The sequence below is a fragment of the Fuscovulum ytuae genome (assembly GCF_029953595.1).
Lineage (GTDB): Bacteria > Pseudomonadota > Alphaproteobacteria > Rhodobacterales > Rhodobacteraceae > Paragemmobacter > Paragemmobacter ytuae.
Window position 1 is genome coordinate 3,158,215 of record NZ_CP124535.1, and the last position, 18,591, is coordinate 3,176,805.

The window sequence follows — 18,591 nt, forward strand, 5'->3', positions numbered from 1 at the left end:
AATTAGCGCAGAAATTTCTCCAGTCTGATATCGGCGGTGCGGGCGTGGCCCTCCATGCCCTCAAAGCGGCTGATGCTGGCGGTGACGGCTGCCAGTTGCGGCAGCGCCTCGGGCGTCACTTTTTGCCAAGTCACTGTTTTCAGGAACTTGTGGACGGACAGACCGCCCGTGTAACGCGCGGCGCCAGAGGTGGGCAGGACGTGGTTTGTCCCCGCCGCCTTGTCACCGAAGGCCACGGTGCTTTCTGCGCCGAGGAAGAGGCTGCCATAGGCGGAAAGCCGTGCCTTCCACCAGTCAAGTTTTGCCGCCTGCACATGCAGATGTTCCGGCGCGATGCTGTCGGCGGTCGCGGCCATTGCTTCAGGCCCATCGCAGAGGATGATCTCGCCAAGATTGGTCCATGCCGCCTCGGCCGCAGCCCGGTTGGGTTGGGGGAGTTCGGCGGCGAAAAGGGGCGCAAGGCGCGCCACTTCCGTGGCAAGTTCTGGGCTGTCCGTTACCAGCCAGACCGGCGAATTCGCCCCATGCTCGGCCTGCCCGATAAGATCCCATGCGACGATCACAGGGTCTGCGGAGGAATCCGCGATGACCATGCTGTCGGTCGGGCCTGCCACCATGTCGATGCCGACCCGGCCATAAAGAAGACGCTTTGCCTCTGCGACATATTGGTTGCCGGGGCCGACGAGGATGTCCGCCGGGGGCAGGCCGAACAGGCCAAAGGCCAGCGCCGCCACCCCTTGAATGCCGCCCAGAGCAAGAACGCGGTCTGCGCCGCAATGGCGCAATGTGTAGAGGATCGCGTCTGGCACCCCGGCCGGGGCATCGGCGCGCGGAGGTGAGACGGCCGCGATGTGGCGGACCCCCGCAATCTTGGCCGTCGTCACCGTCATCATGGCGCTTGCGATATGGCTGTAGCGCCCACCCGGCACATAACACCCGGCCGCATTGACCGGGATCAGGCGCTGCCCCGCCGTCAGACCGGGGCGGAGTTCGATCTCGGTTTCCTTGATGCTGGCACGCTGGGCCGCTGCAAAGCGGGCGATGTTTTCATGGGCATAGGCGATGTCGTCCTTAAGTCTTTGGGGAACCCGCGCGCAGGCGGCTTCCATCGCCTCCTCGGACACCACGATGTCACCTTGCCAACGGTCAAGCTCGGCCGACAGGCGTTGCGCCATTGCCTCGCGTCCTGTTTCCAGTTCGGCCAGAAGGGCCGCGACTGTACCAGACAGGTTTTCCGCATCGGCTGGGGCATTGGCTGCACCACGCTTGAGATAGGTCGGGGTCATGCAGCCTCCGTCGCGTGGGCTGTTTCCTCGGCGATGATCTGGGCGATCAGCGTGCAGTCGGCAGGGGTGAAGGTCAGAGGCAGGCGCATGTCGAACAGCCTTGCCAGCACGGCCGAGGTGCGCGGCAAGGGCGCTTGTGGCGCGAAGCGCCAGTGGTCGAAGCGGCTGGTAAAGCCGTGTGGGGCCGCTGCGCCGAACCATTTCAGTTCGACCCCCCGGGCTGCACAGGCCGCGATAAAGGCGCGGCAGCGGCCCGGCGTCCAGTCAGGGCCTACAAGGAACTGGATCGATGAACCGACAAAGCCTTCCTCCTGCGGTCGTCGCGGCAGTGTCACGCCGGGGATGGTGGCAAAACCCACAGCGGCAGCTTGGTAGAGCGCGTTCCACCGCTTTATCCGGTCGGGCATGCTGGCGATCTGGTCTAGCAGGATCGCGGCGCGGACGGCATCCATACGCGCCGATCCGTTCGGCATCTGATATTTGGCGCTGTCGAAATCCGCATCGGCGGGTCCTGCGCCATGGCGGGCATACATCATGTAGGACCCCGATAGCATCGTCGCCCGCGCCATGAACCCTGCGTCAGACGCCACCAAAAGCCCCCCTTCGCCGGAGTTCATGTGCTTGTAGGTTTGGGTCGAGAAACAGCCTGCAAGGCCGAAGGTGCCGCTTGACCGGCCCTTCCACGTTGCCCCCATCGTATGCGCGCAATCCTCGATCAGGATCAGGTCATGGCGGGCACAGATCGCGGTTACCGCCGCCATATCGGGCAGATGCCCACGCATGTTGGACAGCAATAGTGCCTTCGCTCCTGCGCCGTAGGCCTTGCTCTCTAGATCGGCAAGATCAGGGCGCAACTGATCGGTCGTTTCGACCAGCACTGGCACAGCACCCACCAGCGCAATCGCGCCGGGCACAGGTGCGAGCGTGAAGGCGTTGGTCAGGACGCGGTCCCCCGGCCCGATCCCGGCGGCGCGCAGAGCAATCTGCATCGCTTGCCCGCCCGAGGTGACGGCTAGGCAATAGGGTTGACCGATATAGTCGGCAAAGGCGCGTTCTAGAGCGGCCACCGATCCGGTTTCGCCCGGATCGACGTTGTATCGGTGCAGTCGCCCGCTGCGCAGCACCTCGACGGCGCGGGTGATGCCGGCCTCGGAAATCGGCTCTTGCTGGGTAAAGCTTTTGCCGAACCGTTCCATTCAGGGCTCCAGCCGGATCGGAAACTCGGCGCGCATCCGTGCCTCGGCTTCGGGCGTCAGATAGGTGGGGTGGTGCGTCTCCAGCACACGCCGCGCGGCGGCCTTGGCGCGGGTCCATGCGTCGGGGCGGCCTTTCTCGTCCCATGTCACCGGTGCGTCGCGGTCGGCGATTGTCGGGTAGAAATAATCTCGCTGCATCGCCGCGATGGTATGCGCGCCGCCAAGGAAGTGGCCGGGACCGAGGACGGCCTCGCAGATAGCGTCATAGCCGAGCGTTTCCTCATTCACCTCTACCCCGCGGAGGGTGCGATAAATGAGGGAATGCATCTCGTCGTCGAGGATGAAGGCCTCAAAGGACGCGCCGAGAAGAGACGCCATCATGCCGGAGGATTCGTAGATCAGGTTCCCCCCTGCGAGGGCCGCAGCCAGCGAGGAAATCCCCTTTTCCGCCCCATATTGTGCGTCCGGCACCTTGGCGTCGGTCATGCTGGACGCGACGCCCGAGGGCAGCCCGATCCAGTTCGAAATCTGTGCCGAAGCCGCGTTCATCACACTGATTTCGCCACCGCCCCCGACAAAGGACCCGGTGCGCAAGTCCACGACGAGCGGCCAGTTCGAAAACACCATCGGATGGCCGGGCTTGATCACGTTGACCATGATCAGGCTTGCCAGTGTCTCGGCCAAGGATTGCGCAAGGAAGCCGGCCAGCGTTGCGGGCGCCGTGGCCCCCGACTGCGCGGCGGTTATACAAGACAGGGGCAGGCCGTGTTCGATGCAGGCCAGAGTGACCATCACCGCATCCTCGCCATAGCGCATGGGAGAGATCATTGGTGAGATATGCGCCTTCAGAAACGGCGTGGCGCGGAACAGGCCCGATGCCCCGTCGCCCCCCAGCCCGATGTCCACCATCCGCATGATCGGCGCGACATGATCGTGGATGGTGAAGGAAGTGGCGACGGGTTTTGTCGTCCCCTTCATCAGGGCAAAGACGGTGTTGACGTCCAGATCATAGATATCGGGCAAGTCCGTCGCCACGCAGCATCGGGTAAACCAGCTGACATTGGTCAAGGTGTCTTGCAACCGGGTGAAGTCGTAAAGGTCGCGAAGGGTGGAGGGGCGGTAGCCGCCGCTGTCGATATCCAATGTAAGGACGGCTGCGCCCCCGGTGCCAAGATGTACGGCGTCTCCGCCCACTTCGATCGAACGGGCCGGATCGCGGCCGTGAAAGGTGAAGGTCTTGGCAGACAGAGCGATGACACGTTCGACCAAGTCGCGCGGAAAAAACACGCGCCCGTCACCGAAGGTTGCGCCCGCCGCCCGGAATGGCTTGACCATGATCTCCGGCACCTCGCCGACGCCGAGGTCAGAGAGCAGCCGCAATGCGGTGCCGTAGATCGCCTGCATGTCGGCCTCGGACAGGGGGCGATACTGGCCGCCGCGCTGACCCGGTGGGCAGGGATTGACGGCTGGCGGCAGGGCCCGTTTCGCGACCCGGTCTGCCCTTCCCCCGCTCCGCCGCCCGGTCTGACCGTCGTTCATCGTTCTCTCCGATATTCAGCGCCATAGGAGGGGCATGCCACAGGCGGTGACAACGCAGAAGCGTCTGGTTCACACGAATTGATCGCGCCCTTCGCTTTTCCTGAACCCCCGGGGCGTTCATTGACGAAGCCAAGTCCCTTGACGCTTGATTTTGCAACAAGAGGCAGGAGTGTCCGGTATGAAGACCCAGACCCGCGTGGTGGTGATCGGCGGCGGCATTGCAGGGTGTTCAACCCTGTATCATTTGACTCAGGAAGGCTGGACCGATGTCGTCCTGATCGAACGCAACGAACTGACATCGGGCACCACCTGGCATTCAGCCGCGCAGGTCACCAACTTCGGGATGACGCAGACGATGGTGGGCCTAAAGAGCCATTCCATCAAGCTTTACAAGGAATTGGCAGCCGATCCCGACTATCCGATCAACTATCACCACGGTGATGGGGGTATTCGTCTCGCAAATTCTGAAACGACCATGGACGGCTATCGCCACTTCGCCAGTCAAGCCAAGGTGATGGGGGTGGATTTCGAGATCATCGATGCCGCCGAATGTGCGCGCCGCCATCCGCTGATCACTACTGACCGGCTGATCGGTGGACTGTGGGATCCGCTGGATGGCGACATTGACCCCGCACAACTCTGCCAGGCGCTGGCGCGGCGTGCGCGCAAGGCCGGAGCGGAAGTCTATCGGAACACGCCCGTCACCGGCCTTTCGCAACTTAAGGATGACAGTTGGATCGTCCATACCGAACAAGGCGACATTGCCTGCGAGATCGTCGTTAACGCCTGCGGCTATCGCGTGAATGAGGTGGGCGCGATGATGGGCGTGCACCACCCCGTCGCCTCGATGGAGCATCAGTATTTCCTGACCGAGCCAATCCAAGGGATCATCGACTTCGGGAAACGCGTACCGCTGCTGCGATGCCCGATCGACGATTTCTATTCGCGGCAAGAGAAGCAGGGCCTTCTCGTTGGCTTTTACGAACAGGATTGCCGGACTTGGGGGCTGGACGGGATCGACCCGAACTTTGTCAACGCGCTATGCCCTAGCGACACCGACCGTGTTCTTCCTGTGCTGGAGAACGTCTTCAAGCGCATGCCTGCGCTGGCCGAGGTCGGCATCCACACCATCGTGAACGGCCCGATCACATATTCTATCGATGGGGCGCCCCTCGTCGGCCCGATCCCCGGCAAGCGAAATGCCTTCTGCATCATCGGCTTGCGGGCTGGAATTGGGGAAGGCGGTGGGCATGGCTGGCTGCTCGCCCAACAAATCGTGCATGGCGAGGCAGAATATGACACTTGGGTTACCGATCCGCGTCGCTTTACCGGCCATGCGAATGTGGAACTCACGGCGCTGAAGGCGATTGAGGACTATCAGAACGAGTTCCGTTTCCACCTGCCGCATGAACACCGCCCGGCAGGCCGCCCGATGAAGACCACGCCCTTGACCCCAATCCTCGCGGCGGAAGGGGCGGAGTTCGGCGTGGTCAATGGCTGGGAGAGGATGGCCTACATCAAGCCTAGGCCCGATTTCCACGAAACCCACAGCTTCCGCTTCAACGAGACGTTCGACGTGGTGGCAGAAGAAGTCCGGGCCGTGCAGACCGGGGTGGGGTTGACCGAAGTCAGCGGTTTCAATCGGTTCGAGATCACCGGCTTGGGGGCGCAGGACTGGCTCGACAGCATGTTCTGCGGGCGGGTGACGCGGAAGGTGGGGAAGGTTGGCCTTGGTTATCTTTTGAATCACCATGGCAACATCAAGGGAGAGGCCACGCTGGCCAATATCGACGAGGGCATAATCTGGTATGGATCGGCTGCCGCGTCGGAATATCACGACATGGACTGGCTTACGGCGCATCTACCGAAGGACGGGGCGGTCCGCATTCGGTCACTGACGAATGATTACACCATCCTTGTTCTTGCCGGTCCGAAGTCGCGCGAGGTGTTGTCGGCAGCCGCGCGCGGTGACTGGTCGGCTACAGCCTTTCCTTGGTTATCCGTGCGCCGTGCCTTTGTGGGGATCGCGCCTGCGGTGGTGATGTCGGTCAGCTTCTCGGGCGAGTTGGCCTACGAAATCCACGTCCCGAACGCCCAGCTTTATGCGGCCTATCTGGCCTTGCGGAAGGCAGGTGAGGCGCATGGATTGCGGCTCTTTGGTTCTTACGCCGTTGAATCCATGCGGCTGGAAAAGGGGTATCGGCACTGGAAGGCTGATTTGGTCACGGAGTTCGACCCCTTTGAGACCGGTCTGGCACGGTTCGTTAGGATGGATAAGCCCGCATTTATTGGCAAGGCTGCGCTGGAAAGAAGGGTCGCCGCAGGACCCCGCCGCGCCTTTGTGTCCATGGTGCTGGATGCTACACATGCCACGGCGCATGGCGGGGATGCGATCCTGTCGGAAGGTCGGGTGGTGGGATCGGTCACCTCGGTCGCCTGGGGGCATAGGGTGGGCAGGAACATTGCCATGGGTTTTGTCGAACCGGCCCTGGCGACTGAGGGTACAAGGCTGTTCGTCGAGGTGATCGGAGAACCGATCTCTGCCGTCGTCGTGCCGGAATGCCTTTATGATCCGGAGAATGCACGTGTTCGCGCCTAAGCCGTCCATCCCTGTTCCGCAGGTTGGAGGCGGTGCTGTCGCAGTGTGGCTTGCGGCTGGATATCGCATGAAAAGGACAGGGCGACATGCCCGCGAAGGTTGGCTGTTCGGCGCGAATGACGGGCATATGGCCTTAGATATCCTTCGCGGACATCGGCATGGTCGGCGAGAGACGGTACCATGACGCGTCATATGTGCAGATCAATGATGACGGGACAGCCTTCGGGCCGACGATTTGCGTGGGGACGGGGTTACCCAAGGCCAAACCCCTAAGCGACAGCGTTGGACAGGTTGGATCCGCGCTCGTATAGTTCACCAAAAACCAGGGAGGAAAATCGTGAAAAACCTTATACTTCAGCCGGGTATGACTCGGCGCGGCGTCTTGAAGGGCGCCACTGCAATGGCGGCGGCGGGCCTGATCCTGCCTGCGACCATGCAAAGGGCGCGGGCCGAGCCGAAGAAGGGCGGCGTGTTCCGCCTTGGAATCGGCCATGGCTCGACCACGGATACCTACGATCCGGGCCTGTGGGACCAGCTTTATGTGCAGACCTTTGCGGCGGCGCGCCACAACTACCTGATCGAGATCGCAGCGGACGGGTCGCTTGTCGGGGAGATTGCCGAAAGCTGGGAGTCGCCCGATGGCTCGACCTGGATTTTCAAGATCCGCGAGGGGGTGACGTTCCATTCCGGCAAACCGCTGACCGTCGATGACGTGATTGCATCGCTGAACCACCACCGGGGCGAAGCCTCGACATCGGCGGTGAAGTCCTATTTCGACCCGGTGACCGACATCAAGGCGGATGGCGGCAATGTTGTCGTTACCCTCGACGCCCCGAATGCGGACTTCCCCTATCTGATGTCGGACTACCACCTCGCGATCATGCCGGGCATCGATGGCAAGATCGACGTCACCTCGTCCGACGGCGCAGGGGGCTACATTGTGGAAAGCTACGAGCCCGGCGTGCAGGCCACGCTGAACCGCAACCCGAACTACTGGAAGAGCGACCGGGCGCATTTCGATCAGCTTATCCTGCTGACGATCATCGATCCGGCCGCCCGACTGAACGCGCTGATCACCAACGAGGTCGATACGATCGACCAGGTCGACCCTGCCTCGATCGGGCTTTTGGAAAGCCGGGGCGTGGCCAAGATCCTGTCGATTTCAGGTAACGCGCATTACACCTTCCCGATGGACGCGCGCGCTGCGCCGTTCAGCGACAACAATGTGCGTCTTGCGCTGAAATATTCCTTCGATCGGCAGGAACTGGTGGACAAGATCCTGGCCGGCCATGGCTCGGTCTCGAATGACAACCCGATCGGCCCGGCAAACCGGTACTTCTTTGCCGGCATGGAGCAAAAGACCTACGATCCCGACAAGGCCAAGTTCCATCTCAAGGAAGCCGGGATGGATAAGCTTGAAGTCACGATTTCTGCGGCAAACGCTGCCTTCTCGGGCGCGGTTGATGCCGCAGTCCTGATGAGTGAGAAAGCCGCCGCTGCCGGTATCACCATCACCGTGGACCGGGTGCCGGATGACGGCTACTGGGACAATGTCTGGTTGAAAAAGCCGTTCTGCGCCAGCTACTGGGGCGGGCGGCCGACCGAAGACCAGATGTTCACCACGGCCTATTTGGGTGGTGGGGCATGGAACGAAAGCTTCTGGACGAATGCGCGGTTCGACGAGCTTTTGGTCGCGGCACGGTCCGAGTTGGACGACACCAAGCGTCGGGCGATGTACGAGGAGATGCAGCAACTCGTCTCCTTCGAAGGTTCGTCGATCATTCCGATGTACAACAACTATGTGATGGCGGTCTCGAATGCGATCGCTACACCCGAGAAGATCGGCAACAACTGGAACCTCGATGGTTTCCGCTGCGTCGAGCGCTGGTGGATGGCCTGATCCCTATTGCTTGAGGCCGGGACGCGGGTGGGCAATGCCTGCCCGCGTCCCGGCTGCTTTTTATCAAAGGCGGCGCAAGAACCGCCGGGCCTGACGGAAACGGGGGGAAAGACATGAGCGCCATCCTGGCGATGATCGGGCGGAGACTTCTTCTGGGTCTTCTGACGCTCTTTGTGATTTCGGTCGTGATCTTTGGTGCGACGGAGCTTTTGCCGGGTGACCTTGCGCGCGAATTGCTTGGCCAGTCCGCGACCGAAGAAACGCTTGCCGCCTTGCGGGCGCAACTTGGCCTGAACGAGCCGGCCCCCGTTCGCTATTGGAACTGGCTGACGGGCGTGCTTCATGGCGATTTCGGCGTCTCTATGGCAACGAAAAAGCCTATCTTGGAATTGGTCGGAACACGCCTGGAACACACGATGTTCCTGGCGCTTTATGCCGCTGCAATGTCGGTGCCGCTGTCGCTGATCTTGGGTGTCTTGGCGGCGCTGTGGCGGAACTCAATCTTTGACCGGGCATCGAATTCTCTCGCCTTGACGGCGATCTCGTTTCCCGAGTTCTTCGTGGCTTACATCCTGATCCTCTGGCTTAGCCAAACGGGCTTTTTCCCGTCCATGGTGCGGATTACCCCGGCCACGACCTTTGGCGACATGCTTTACATGTGCTTCCTGCCGGCGCTGACACTGACGCTTGTCGTCACCGCGCATATGATGCGGATGACCCGTGCGGCGATCATCAACCTGTTGGCCAACCCCTATATCGAGATGGCGCGGCTTAAGGGCATGGCCCCGCTTCGTGTCGTGCTGCGCCATGCCGTGCCGAATGCGCTTGCCCCGATCATCAATGTGGTGGCGCTGAACCTTGCCTATCTTATTACCGGGGTCGTCGTCGTCGAGGTGGTCTTCGTCTATCCGGGTCTGGGGCAGTTGATGGTGGATGCGGTCACCAACCGCGATATTCCAGTCGTGCAGGCCATCGCCCTGATCTTTGCGGCCGCATATGTATTGCTGAACCTAATCGCGGATGTGCTCTCGACGATCACCAACCCGCGGCTGATGCATCAGAGGTAACGGCATGAATGTGATCGTCTTTCTGGTCGCAGCGCTTGCCCTTTTCTTTGTGATTGGCGTTGCGGCGCGCGTCGCAATGAAGAGCCTGGCATCGGAGGCACACAAGCCGACTTTCCGCGACATGCCGCTTACCGCGTCCTTCGGACTTGCTGTGATCCTATTCTACGTTCTTGTCGCTGTCTTTGGGCCGTTCCTTGCCCCCTTTGGCGAGGGAGAGGTCGTCGGTGCCCAATATCTGCCGTGGGCGGCTCCGCATTATCTTGGTACCGACAAGCTTGGGCGCGATATGCTGACACGGCTGATCTATGGTGCACGAAACACCGTGGGGATTGCCTTTGTAACGACGGCGCTGGCTTTTTTTGTCGGCTCTATCTTGGGCATTTGGGCAGCCTTGGTGGGTGGGTGGCTGGATCAGTGGACGTCCCGCTTTGTGGATGCGCTTATGGCCATACCGGCTTTGATCTTTTCGCTTCTTCTGCTCACGATCTTTGGCACTTCGGTTTTGACGCTGATCCTTGTCATCGCGGCTGTGGATGCGACCCGTGTCTTTAGGTTGGCGCGTTCCGTCGCGCAGGGGATTGTCGTGATGGACTACATTGAAGCGGCGCGTCTGCGCGGCGAGTCGAATTGGCATCTGATCCATCGTGAGATCCTGCCGAATGCCATGGCACCGCTTGTGGCAGAGTTCGGCCTGCGGTTCTGTTTCGTTTTCCTTTCCATCTCTGCGCTGTCGTTCCTTGGGCTTGGGATCAAGCCGCCAACTGCCGATTGGGGCAGCATGGTGCGGGAGAACGCCACGCTGATGACCTTTGGTGACATCACGCCGCTGCTTCCTGCCGGAGCGATTGCACTGCTGACCGTGGCAGTGAACTTCGTCGTCGACTGGCAATTGCACCGCGCCAGCGGATTGAAGGAGTGACCCAATGGAAAAGAAGGTGCTTCTGACCATAAAGGGTCTGCAGATTGAGGGGCGTTCGGGCGATGCGTGGCACCCGATCGTCAAGGGCGTTGACCTGACCCTTCACAGGGGAGAGGTCCTTGGGCTGATCGGTGAGTCCGGGGCGGGAAAGTCGACGCTGGGTCTGGCGGCGATGGGTTTTGCCCGCGACGGATGCCGCATCTCGGGCGGGACAATCGACTTTGACGGCATCGATCTGCGTACGGCATCCGAAATTGAGCGCCGAGGCTTGCGCGGAAAGCGCATCGCTTATGTCGCACAGTCGGCAGCCGCCAGTTTCAACCCTGCGCACAAGCTTATTGACCAATATTGCGAGGCCCCTGTCATTCATCGGGTGATGCCGCGAGAGAAAGCCGAGGCTGATGCCATTGAGCTTTACCGTCGTATGCGCCTGCCCAATCCCGAGGAGATCGGGTTCCGTTATCCGCATCAGGTTTCGGGCGGGCAGTTGCAACGGGCGATGACGGCGATGGCCATGGCGTGCCGGCCTGACCTGATCATCTTCGACGAACCGACCACAGCGCTTGATGTCACGACACAGATCGAGGTTCTGGCGGCGATCCGCGACATCGTCCGCCAGTTCGGGACAGCGGCAATCTATATCACGCATGACCTTGCCGTGGTGGCGCAGATGGCAGACCGCATCAAGGTGCTTTTGCGCGGCAACGAGGTGGAAGAAGCGAACACCCGCAAAATGCTGGCCGAGCCGCGTGATGACTATACGAAAAGCCTTTGGGCTGTCCGCAGCTTTGCCCGCCCGGAACAGCCGTCTGCGACGGGAACTCCGGTCGTTTCGGTGCGGAACGTTACGGCTGGGTATGGCAAGGTCAATGTGCTGACGGACGTAAGTTTTGATATCCATGCCCGCCGCACGGTCGCCGTGGTGGGCGAAAGCGGGTCAGGCAAGTCCACGACCGCGCGCGTCATCACGGGCCTTCTTCCGCCGCGAAATGGTGAGGTGCTGTTCAACGGCAAGCCGTTGCCGCCCGAGTTCAGGGCCCGCTCGCGCGACGAATTGCGCCAGTGCCAGATGATCTACCAGATGGCCGACACTGCCTTGAATCCCAAGCTGCGGCTGCGAGAGCTGATCGGTCGGCCCGCCGAAATGTATCTGGGCCTTAGGGGAAAAGCTCTGGATGACCGCATCCGTGACCTGCTCTCATTGATCGAGCTTGACCCCGACAAGTACATTGACCGGCTGCCCGGCGAACTTTCGGGCGGACAGAAGCAGCGGATCGGAATTGCGCGCGCCCTTGCTGCCGAGCCGCAGCTGATCATCTGCGACGAGGTGACCAGTGCCCTCGACCAGATTGTGCAAGAGGGCATCCTGAAGCTTCTGGCCCGGCTGCAAGACGAGTTGAACCTCGCTTACATGTTCATCACCCATGATCTGGCAACGGTAAGGTCCATCGCAGATGAGGTCGTGGTGATGCAGCAAGGTGTGGTGGTCGAACGGGGGCCCAAGGCGGCGCTCTTTGCGGCCCCGCAAGAGGACTACACCAAGCTGTTGCTATCGTCGGTGCCTGAGATGGACCCGGATTGGTTGAACCGACTGCTCGCCGCGCGGGGCGAGCTTGCATGATCAGGCGGGGACGTTTTGCAGGGGCCCTGCTCTGAACGGGTCAGAGCGTCAACACCATGTCGCGATGGGGGATGCCTGCATCCATGTATTCCGGGCCAGTGGCCGTGAAACCAAGGCGTTCGTAGAAGCCGATGGCGTGCGTTTGACTGCCGAGTTTGGCGGTCGTCATGCCTTGGGCGCGGAGTTCCGTGAGCGCGGCGCGGATTAGGGCTGCGCCGAGGCCTGTGCCGCGATGGGACTTCAACACGCAGACACGGCCGATCTTGCCCGTCTTTCCTTGCAGCAGAAGGCGGGCGGATCCGACGGGGGTGTCGTTTTCGGTGGCGAGAAGGTGAAGGGCGGTGTCGTCCTTGTCGTCGATCTCATCCTCTTCCGGCACGCCCTGTTCTTCGATGAAGACCACGCGGCGGAGGTGGCGGCAGGTGGTGATGTCGCGGGTGGGGGCAATGTGAATCGTCATGGTCAGGCGGCGGCGAAATAGTCACGCAGGATGCGGCTGTAGATGGATTTGAGCTGGTGGATTTGCGCCAGTTCGACCCGTTCATCGACCTGATGCATCGTCTTGCCGACGAGGCCGAATTCGACCACGGGGCAGTGGTTCTTGACGAAGCGGGCATCCGAGGTGCCGCCGGTGGTGGAAAGTTCCGGGGTGATACCGGTTTCTGCCTGCACGGCGCGCGAGATCAGGGCCGACAGGTCGCCGGGGGGGGTGAGGAAGCTTTCGCCCGAAATCTGGATTCGGGTGGCGATCTGGACGCCGGTCTCTGCCTCTACCTTGGCGGCTTCGGATTTCAGCCATGTGGCGATGGTTTCGCCCGAATGGGCGTCGTTGAAGCGGATATTGACGGTGGCGGTCCCCTTGGCGGGGATGACGTTATTGGCGGGGTTGCCGCAATCCACCGTGGTGATCTGGAGCGTGGAGGGATCGAAATGATCCGTGCCCTCATCCAACTGATCGGGCAGGCCGGAGAGGAGCGTTGTCAGCGCGCGCATGGGATTTTTGGCGCGGTGGGGATAGGCGGAATGGCCTTGCACCCCGGTCGCCGTGAACCATGCGGTGAGTGACCCACGGCGGCCGATCTTCATCATCTGGCCCATGTGATCGGGGCAGGTGGGTTCGCCGACAAGGCAATGGGTCATGCGTTCGCCCTGCTGTGCCATCCAGTCGAGAAGGGCCACGGTGCCATCGGTGGCGTCACCCTCTTCATCCCCTGTGATGGCAAGGATCACGGCGCCGTCGGGGGGCGTTTCGGTGACGAAGTCGATGGCGGCGGCGGCGAAGGCGGCGACGCCGGATTTCATGTCGGTGGCTCCGCGCCCATACATCCAGCCGTCCACAATGGCTGCGCCGAACGGGTCTTGCGTCCAGGCCGCGCGGTCGCCCACGGGGACGACATCCGTGTGCCCGTTGAAGCCGAAGCTGCGGTTGGCACCGCGTGCGCCCCAGCGGGCGAAGAGGTTGGCGGTGCCGTTCCGGTCCACCCGCGCGCAGGCAAAGCCTGCTTTTGACAGCAGGTCTTCCAGAAGCACCAAGGCGCCGCCTTCGGTGGGGGTGACCGAGGGGCAGCGGATCAGGGCGGCGGTCAGGGCGGCGGGATCGGTGGGCATGGCACGGGCCTTATGGATGCATTTGCCATGGGATAGCCCCTGCGTGCGGGGGTCGCAACGGGGCCTTTGGTGATACGCGAAGTATGGATGCTGCCTGACTATTGCGCGATCACGGCCATACTTTGGGTCTATTTTGCCATCATTGGTTAAAAAAGATTAATCTTCTGCCGGGGGCGGCGGGGCAGTGGGATCGGGCGAATGGCGACAGGCGCGGAACTGACTTACAACACCGGGGCGACGGCGATGCAGATGGCGAATGCCATCTTCGGGACCGGCGTTGTGGTGAATAGTGCAAGCTATACCGGGGCGAATACGTCCTCGGCGATCTATTCGAACGGACAATTGGCACCGGGTGTGGTGCCCTCGGAAACCGGCGTGATCCTGTCGACAGGGGATGTGCGGAGTTTTACGCAATCGAACGGGGATCCGAACCGCAGCGCCGGCACCTCGACGAATACGAGCGGGCCGGACGGCAACGCCCTGTTCAACGCCTTGGCCGGGGCGCAGACTTTTGATGCGTCATGGCTGGACGTGACCTTCACGCCGACGGGCAATGTTCTGACGATGCAGTTCGTTTTCGCATCGGAAGAATATCCGGAATATATCAATTCCAGCTTCAACGATGTGGTTGGCGTCTGGGTGAATGGGCAGTCGGTGCCCATGGTCGTCAATGGCGGCACGGCCAGCGTCAACAACATCAACGGAGCAACGCAGCAGAACCTGTTCGTGGACAACACGACCGACGCCTATAACACCGAGATGGACGGGTTCACGGTGACGCTGTCGCTGTCCATCCCGGTCACGGCGGGGGTGCAGAACACGATCCGGATCGGGATTGCCGATGTGGGCGATGCGGGGTGGGATTCGAACCTTCTGATCGCGGGGGATTCGCTTCAGACATCCATCGTGGCGCAGTCTGATGTGGTTCAGGTGGATCCCAATGAGGCCACGACCATTGATGTGCTGGCCAATGACTCGAGCACGCAAGGCACGCTGACGATCACGCATGTGAATGGGCAGCCCGTGGTGGCGGGGCAGACGATCACGCTGTCTTCGGGCGAGCAGATCACGCTGAACGCCAACGGAACCTTTACGGTGGTGACGGATGCCACGGTGGAGACACAGAGCTTTACCTACACCATCTCGAACGGTCAGGGCGCAAGCGATGTCGGCATGGTGACGCTGAACATCGTGCATTGCTTTGTGGCGGGGTGCCGTATCCTGACGCCGCACGGCCTTGTGGCGGTGGAAGAGGTGGTGCCGGGCGATCTTGTGATGACGCGGGATGAGGGCGCGCGGCCTGTGCGGTGGATCGGGCGGCGGCGGGTGGCGGCGGCGGGTGATTTCGCGCCCATTGCCTTTGCTGCCGGGGCGCTGGGCGATCATGGTGCGGTGAGCCTGTCGCCCGAGCATCGGGTGCTTTTGACCGGCGCACGGGCCGAGATTCTGTTTGGCGAGGACGAGGTGCTTGTTGCGGCCAAGCATCTGGTGAATGACCACAGCATCCGGCGCAAGCCGGGGGGCGAGGTGGAGTATCTGCATCTTATGTTCGACCGCCATCAGGTGGTCTGGGCCGAGGGCCTGCCGAGCGAGAGCTTCTATCCCGGTGCGACATCGCTTGCCGGGTTGGAAATGGGCGCGCGGGCAGAGCTTTCGGCGCTTTTCCCCGAAATCGACCCGGAAACCGGGGTTGGATATGGCCCGACGGCGCGGCGTGTGTTGCGCGGATTCGAGGCAGAGGTCATGATGCGGGGAAGTTTGGTAAACACCGCCGCATGAATTGACCCGCTGGATTGCCCTTTCGGATCAGACTGCCCCTCTGGCCTTGCCGGAAGGGGATGACTTGGCGCGTGGGCTTTTGGTGTTGGAGATCGAGCTTCCCTTGGCAGGGGCGGCGGTCCTATTGGACCTGCGGCTGGGTGAGGGCGCGTCGGAAGTGGCGCTGTCGTTGTTTCACGATCTGGGGGCGGGAATTGCGCTGCTGCATCGGCAGGGCGGGCGGGTGTTGCGCCATGTGCTGCCGGGGCCTTTGCCGCAGAAACCCGGTGTGGCGCAGTTGCGGTTTGGCTGGGATTCTGGGGCGGGGCGCTGGTCATTGACCCTTGAGCAGGACGGGCGGCGGATTGCGGCAGAGGGGGCGCGAGTATTGCCCCTGCGCTGGGACGATCTGCGGCTGCTTTGCACCGGCGGGCCGGGGGTGATGCGGCATCCGGCGGTGCTGTGGTTCGGGGTGACCGAGGGCGCGGCCTTGCCGCAACCGCAGGCGTGGCTGGGCGTGGCGACGCCGGTCGAGACGCAGCGCGGTGCGGTTCAGGCCGGGCTTCTGAAGCCCGGCGACAGGGTCGTGACGCAGGAGAATGGCGCGGTGGCGGTGACCGGGGTCACGCGGATCGCGGTGCCAAGTCGGGGTAGCCTTGCGCCGATCCGGCTGCGCGCGCCCTATTACGGGGCGCGGGAGGATATCCTTGTGTCGCCCGATCAGCCTGTCTGGGTCGGCGGGCCAGAGGCGGAGTATCTGTTCGGCGAGGAAGAGGTGCTGGTTCTGGCGCGGCATCTGGCGGATGGGCAGATGGCGGTTGCCGACAGTCGGCGTGCGGTCGCGATGGGCGTGGTGCTGGACCTTGGGTCGCCGGAACTGGTGCTGGCGGATGGCTGTGTGCTGGCAACGGCGGGCCCGGCGGGGCAGCCGCCTGTGCGGCGGTTGCTGGATGGATATGAGGCGCAGTCGCTGCGTTCGGCGCTGCTGCGGTTGCAGCGGCGGGTGGTGTAGGCATCAGTCGAAGAAGGGCGTCATCTGGGCGACGATGACCGAGTTTTCATCAAGCGCCCGTTGCATGAGGGCGCGTTCTTCGGCGTCAATCTCATCCCCGGCCTTAAGCCGATCGTCGAGCGTGCCGTAGCCCGACACGTCGAGGGGGGCGAGGTCGGCCTGTTTCAAAATGGCGACGGTTTCGCGGACGGCCTCTTCCTCATCCACGCCGGAAGCATAGCACATGAGCGCGGCCCCGGTGGCCTTGTCGGGCAGGCCATCGCCCGGTTTGCGGCCCACTTCAACGACAAGGGTATAGACCTGTTGCGGCCGTTTGGCGGCGCGCTTTTCGGGGCTGGGGGCGTCGTCGGTCATGTCGCAGGCTCCGCTGTGCTGGGGCTGCGATAGCATCCCCACGGGCGAAGCGCAAAGCGATGCCGGGCGGGAGGGGAGTTAATTAAGGTTAACATGTCGGTCTTCGGTGCCGTTCCTTGTGGGGTGGCATTGCGAGGAGTGCGTGAAGATGGCCGATATGGAATTGCGGATCGATTCCGCGAGTGCCGAACAGATGGCGCAGACCATCTTTGGTGCCGGGGTGAAGATCGTTTCCGCCAGCTATAGCGGGCAGTCGGGTCAGGTCGGCATCTATTCGGGGGCCGAAACGACGATGCCAGGGGTTGCGCCTTCGGATAGCGGGCTGATCCTATCAACCGGGAAGGTGTCGGACTTCACGCAATCGTCGGGGGATGCAAACATCTCATCCGGGACATCGACGGATTTCGGCAGGACCGGCGACGATATGCTGAGCAAGGTGTCGGGTCAGACAACCTTTGATGCGGCGGTTTTTCAGGCGAATTTCGTGCCATCGGGCGATTTGCTGACGATGCAGATCGTCTGGTCTTCGGAAGAATATCTGGAATATGTGAATTCCGGCTTCAACGATGCCTTTGCCGTTTGGGTGAACGGGGTGCCTGCTGAACTGGTGGTGGGCAGCGGCGCGATTTCGATCGACAATATCAACGACAAGGTCAATTCGAACCTCTATGTCGATAACCCGGCTTCATCGAACACCTATAACACCGAAATGGACGGCTTTACCGTGACGCTGACCCTGAAGGTGCCGGTCACCGCGGGAGAGGTGAACACGTTCCGCATGGCGATTGCCGATGGTGGCGACGGGGCCTTCGATTCGGCGGTGATGATCGCGGCGGACTCGGTGCAGGTGGCGATGATCGCGCAGGATGACGAGATCACCCTTCGGCAGGGCGAGGAGGGTGTGCTGGATGTGCTAAGCAATGACAGTTCCAGCTTGGGCGATCCGTTGACCGTCACAAAGATCAACGGGGTCGATGTGGTGGCGGGGGACAGCGTCAAGCTGTCCACCGGCGAGGTGATCACGCTGGGCAAGGATGGGAAGCTGTATTTCCAGTCCATGAAAAGTACGCAGGACCAGGTGATCACCTACGAGGTGACCGATGGGGTCGGCACCACGGATGTGGCCTTTATCAAGCTCAACATGATCGCCTGTTTCACGGAAGGCACGTTGATCGATGTGCCAGGTGGGCGCGTGCCAGTGGAACGGTTGCGGGTTGGGGATGCCGTGCTGACGCGGGATCATGGGGCGCAAGTGCTGCGCTGGGTTGGGCGTGTGGTGCGGGCGGCGGTGGGGGCGGATGCGCCGGTGGAAATCGCGGCGGGAACCTTCGGTGATCATGGGACGGTGCGCCTGTCGCCCAATCATCGGGTTCTTGTGACGGGGGCGCGGGCAGAGCTGCTGTTTGGCGAGGCGGAGGTTCTGGTTAAGGCGCAGCATCTGGTGGATGGCCGCGCCGTGCGGGTGGTGGAGGGGGGCGAGGTTGCCTATCTGCACCTGCTCTTTGACCGGCATGAGGTGGTGGTGGCGAATGGGTTGGCCTGCGAAAGCTATCATCCGGGCAGTCTGGCGGGATGTGACGCCGAGGCGCGGGATGAGGTGCTGCGGCTGTTCCCGGCCTTGCGCGAGGATGGCGCGGCCTATGGGCCGCTGGCGCGGGTGGAGTTGAAGGCGCGTGAGGCGCGTCTTTTGGCGGGGTGACGGAACAGTTTTGGATCATCGGCCGGATGGCCC

14 protein-coding genes are annotated in these 18,591 nt (G+C 62.1%); 8 read left to right on the forward strand and 6 right to left on the reverse strand.

Features of this window, described 5'->3' with window-relative positions:
- Nucleotides 1–2 precede the first annotated feature (2 nt).
- The 3 genes from hisD to QF092_RS15235 are packed head-to-tail and all read right to left on the reverse strand — an operon-like array spanning nt 3 to nt 4,021.
- Entirely contained in the window at nt 3–1,286 is a 1,284-nt protein-coding gene (gene hisD, locus QF092_RS15225; protein ID WP_281465118.1) for a histidinol dehydrogenase, read from the reverse strand.
- Nucleotides 1,283–2,482, reverse strand: a complete 1,200-nt coding sequence (locus QF092_RS15230) for a DegT/DnrJ/EryC1/StrS family aminotransferase (protein WP_281465120.1) — start codon at nt 2,480–2,482, stop codon at nt 1,283–1,285. Before QF092_RS15230 ends, hisD begins: the two co-directional genes overlap by 4 nt.
- Entirely contained in the window at nt 2,483–4,021 is a 1,539-nt protein-coding gene (locus QF092_RS15235; RefSeq protein ID WP_281465122.1) for a trimethylamine methyltransferase family protein, read from the reverse strand. It lies immediately after the preceding gene.
- Nucleotides 4,022–4,199: 178 nt separating this feature from the next.
- On the opposite strand from QF092_RS15235, the gene QF092_RS15240 reads away from it, so the two are divergent.
- The 5 genes from QF092_RS15240 to QF092_RS15260 all read left to right on the forward strand — a co-directional run bounded on the left by QF092_RS15240 (nt 4,200) and on the right by QF092_RS15260 (nt 12,127).
- Nucleotides 4,200–6,620: a GcvT family protein gene (locus QF092_RS15240; protein ID WP_281465123.1), complete on the forward strand. Its 2,421-nt coding sequence runs from the start codon at nt 4,200–4,202 to the stop codon at nt 6,618–6,620.
- Between the two features lie 337 nt (nt 6,621–6,957).
- Nucleotides 6,958–8,520, forward strand: a complete 1,563-nt coding sequence (locus QF092_RS15245; RefSeq protein ID WP_337250646.1) for an ABC transporter substrate-binding protein — start codon at nt 6,958–6,960, stop codon at nt 8,518–8,520.
- A gap of 113 nt (nt 8,521–8,633) precedes the next feature.
- The gene (locus QF092_RS15250) at nt 8,634–9,587 is read left to right on the forward strand and encodes an ABC transporter permease (RefSeq protein WP_281465125.1); all 954 of its coding nucleotides are present in this window, start codon (nt 8,634–8,636) and stop codon (nt 9,585–9,587) included.
- 4 nt (nt 9,588–9,591) lie between these two features.
- On the forward strand, nt 9,592–10,506 hold the full coding sequence (locus QF092_RS15255; protein WP_281465127.1) for an ABC transporter permease: 915 nt from the start codon (nt 9,592–9,594) through the stop codon (nt 10,504–10,506).
- Between the two features lie 4 nt (nt 10,507–10,510).
- The gene (locus tag QF092_RS15260; RefSeq protein WP_281465130.1) at nt 10,511–12,127 is read left to right on the forward strand and encodes an ABC transporter ATP-binding protein; all 1,617 of its coding nucleotides are present in this window, start codon (nt 10,511–10,513) and stop codon (nt 12,125–12,127) included.
- A gap of 40 nt (nt 12,128–12,167) precedes the next feature.
- Here the strand turns inward: QF092_RS15260 and QF092_RS15265 are convergent, their stop codons facing one another.
- Nucleotides 12,168–12,587, reverse strand: a complete 420-nt coding sequence (locus tag QF092_RS15265) for a GNAT family N-acetyltransferase (RefSeq protein ID WP_281465131.1) — start codon at nt 12,585–12,587, stop codon at nt 12,168–12,170.
- A 2-nt stretch (nt 12,588–12,589) separates the two neighbouring features.
- Nucleotides 12,590–13,735, reverse strand: coding sequence for a succinyl-diaminopimelate desuccinylase (dapE, locus tag QF092_RS15270; RefSeq protein WP_281465133.1), 1,146 nt, complete (start codon nt 13,733–13,735; stop codon nt 12,590–12,592).
- Nucleotides 13,736–13,933: 198 nt separating this feature from the next.
- On the opposite strand from dapE, the gene QF092_RS15275 reads away from it, so the two are divergent.
- A complete protein-coding gene (locus QF092_RS15275) occupies nt 13,934–15,514 on the forward strand; it encodes a Hint domain-containing protein (RefSeq protein WP_281465135.1) in 1,581 nt (526 codons plus the stop codon).
- 1 nt (nt 15,515) lies between these two features.
- Complete coding sequence (locus QF092_RS15280) at nt 15,516–16,505, forward strand: Hint domain-containing protein (protein ID WP_281465138.1); 990 nt, start codon at nt 15,516–15,518, stop codon at nt 16,503–16,505.
- Between the two features lie 3 nt (nt 16,506–16,508).
- On the opposite strand, the gene QF092_RS15285 is transcribed toward QF092_RS15280, so the two are convergent.
- Nucleotides 16,509–16,859, reverse strand: coding sequence for a hypothetical protein (locus tag QF092_RS15285; RefSeq protein WP_281465140.1), 351 nt, complete (start codon nt 16,857–16,859; stop codon nt 16,509–16,511).
- 148 nt (nt 16,860–17,007) lie between these two features.
- Here QF092_RS15285 and QF092_RS15290 point away from each other — a divergent pair, with 148 nt between their 5' ends.
- The gene (locus QF092_RS15290; RefSeq protein ID WP_281465142.1) at nt 17,008–18,558 is read left to right on the forward strand and encodes a choice-of-anchor L domain-containing protein; all 1,551 of its coding nucleotides are present in this window, start codon (nt 17,008–17,010) and stop codon (nt 18,556–18,558) included.
- Nucleotides 18,559–18,591: the final 33 nt, after the last annotated feature.